The following is a 2,129-nucleotide window of genomic DNA, read 5'->3' on the forward strand; positions in this document are numbered from 1 at the left end:
GGTTTTAGGGAACAGGGAACACTTAACTGGGAACAGGGAATAGGGAATAGGGAATAGGAAACAGGGAATAGGAAATAGGAACAAATAAAGATAGGTGTACCTCACGATTGCTGAGAAACGCTATATATGTAATATTTGCACCTATTATGTATTGGATGCTAGGATTAGGTAGTAAAGCATACTTCAAAAAAATCAATAAAAATCGGAAACCTGAAGGATAATTATGGCTTGCTGATTAAATCTCAAAGTATTTTTAGATAAGGGTTTGAGCAATTTTGATGGTCAGAAATACCTTGGTTTTCAGCTGTTCATCAAAATGCATGTTGGCATTTTGGGCAAGAGTTGGGTAAAAAAAATTCTCCCCTACTCCCCTACTCCCCCGCTCCCCTACTCCTTCTGTTCCCTATTCCCTATTCCCTGCTATAAATAATGCTCGATACACAGGTTGATTTTTTGCTAAAGTCGCCTTTTCTCTTTCTGATAAAACTGGCAAAATATTTTCGTTTAACCAATCATTAGAATTTCTATAAAATGAATTATGCTCCGAGAAGCGATCGCACATTTTTTTAGCTACCTCTTCCACATCAGAATGCAGAAAAATTTCCCCTCCTACTGTTAAATAATTTGCTAAATCTTCTACTAACTTTGGTTGTACAACTCGACGGGTTTGATGACGTCTTTTAAACCAAGGATCGGGAAATAAAATTGAGACTCTTTTTAATACCTCTTTTGGCAAATACTCAAATATTTCTCCTAGGGAAATATTCACATTACAAAATAAATAATGCAAATTATTTAAACTATGTTCATCTCGCCAATTATTAGCTTCTATAACTAGGGGTTCCCGTATTTCTAAACCTAGAAAATTCCACTCAGGTTCTACCTGTGCCATCTCCCATAAAAATCTACCTCTAGCACAACCAATATCTAAATGTAATGGTTTATTTATATCTCCATAAATATCCCTTAAATTTGGGATAGTTACTGACTGTTGATATTTGCTAGATAAAGGATTAACGTGCTGTCTCACTCTTACTCTTGCCAAAATTTGTACCTCCATTTTTACAGTCGAGGGCGATCGCCTTTGACTTCAATAAACCGGGTTTATATGAATGACCATGGTTAAGTTTTAACTATAACAATAAACCCGATTTATGGTCTATTTTATGCCAATACTATCGCTTTGTATGACAATTAGATATCTCCGGAAAAGAGGGAACAGGGAACACTTAACTCTTAACTGGAAGAAAGAATAGATAATTTATGGATGATAATTGATTTGATTTTGAATTTTCGGAGATGTCTATTATAAGAAGTATACTTTTCTCTAGCTGAACCATTGGGATTGAAATACTGAAGTTTATTTTCTCTTAGCTAAAAACGCCATCCCATCCTAGGTCATGCTCCGCTTTCCGACCGCTTTTTCATCCTCTTGAAAGGGGGAGACTATTAATATCATGTCCGGTCGAATAGTTATACATAAAAATGGAGGAGTAATGAGTTATGAGTTATGAGTTATGAGTAATGAGTAATGAGTAATGAGTTATGAGTTATGAGTTATGAGTTATAGCAGTCGAAGCAAAGATTAGGACATAGACTGATGATGAATCTTATACTAGGAAACACTTTTCCAACTGTTCCCTGTTCCCTGTTCCCTGCTATATGAGTTATGAGTTATGAGTAATGAGTTATGAGTTATGAGGAGGGAATTTTAAGCTATAAATGAAGAGAAAGTTTTTTGGTCGCGTAAGCGGAACGGAGTTCTATCACGTTCTGATCCGGACATGATATAACCTTATTTTTTAGTCATAATTGTGCCTTGATTTTTATATAGAATCCGGGTAATTAGTTATCGTATTACTGAGGAGTAAGGAGTAATGAGTAATGAGTAAGGAGTAATGAGTAAGGAGTAAGAAAGGAAATGAAAATGCATAAATTTTTAAATTAGTATTCATGCTTAACATATTTTAGTTGAGGAAGTAATTTTGCGATTACTGTATAACCGGATTTTATATTATATCCAAAAAGGTATTTGCCTTGATCTATTAATGCTTTGAGAATTAATCAGCCACTTTTAAAATCACTTTAACTTTTAACTTTTAACTTTTAACTTTTAACTTTTGACTTTT

General features: G+C 34.2%; 1 protein-coding gene. It reads right to left on the reverse strand.

The features are described from left to right. Positions 1-403: 403 nt before the first annotated feature. Positions 404-1,045 carry a tRNA (guanosine(46)-N7)-methyltransferase TrmB gene (gene trmB, locus F6K40_RS39860; protein ID WP_293145754.1) on the reverse strand — a complete coding sequence of 214 codons (642 nt, stop codon included), beginning with the start codon at positions 1,043-1,045 and terminating at the stop codon, positions 404-406. Positions 1,046-2,129: the final 1,084 nt, after the last annotated feature.

This window comes from Okeania sp. SIO3I5, assembly GCF_010672085.1.
Lineage (GTDB): Bacteria > Cyanobacteriota > Cyanobacteriia > Cyanobacteriales > Microcoleaceae > Trichodesmium.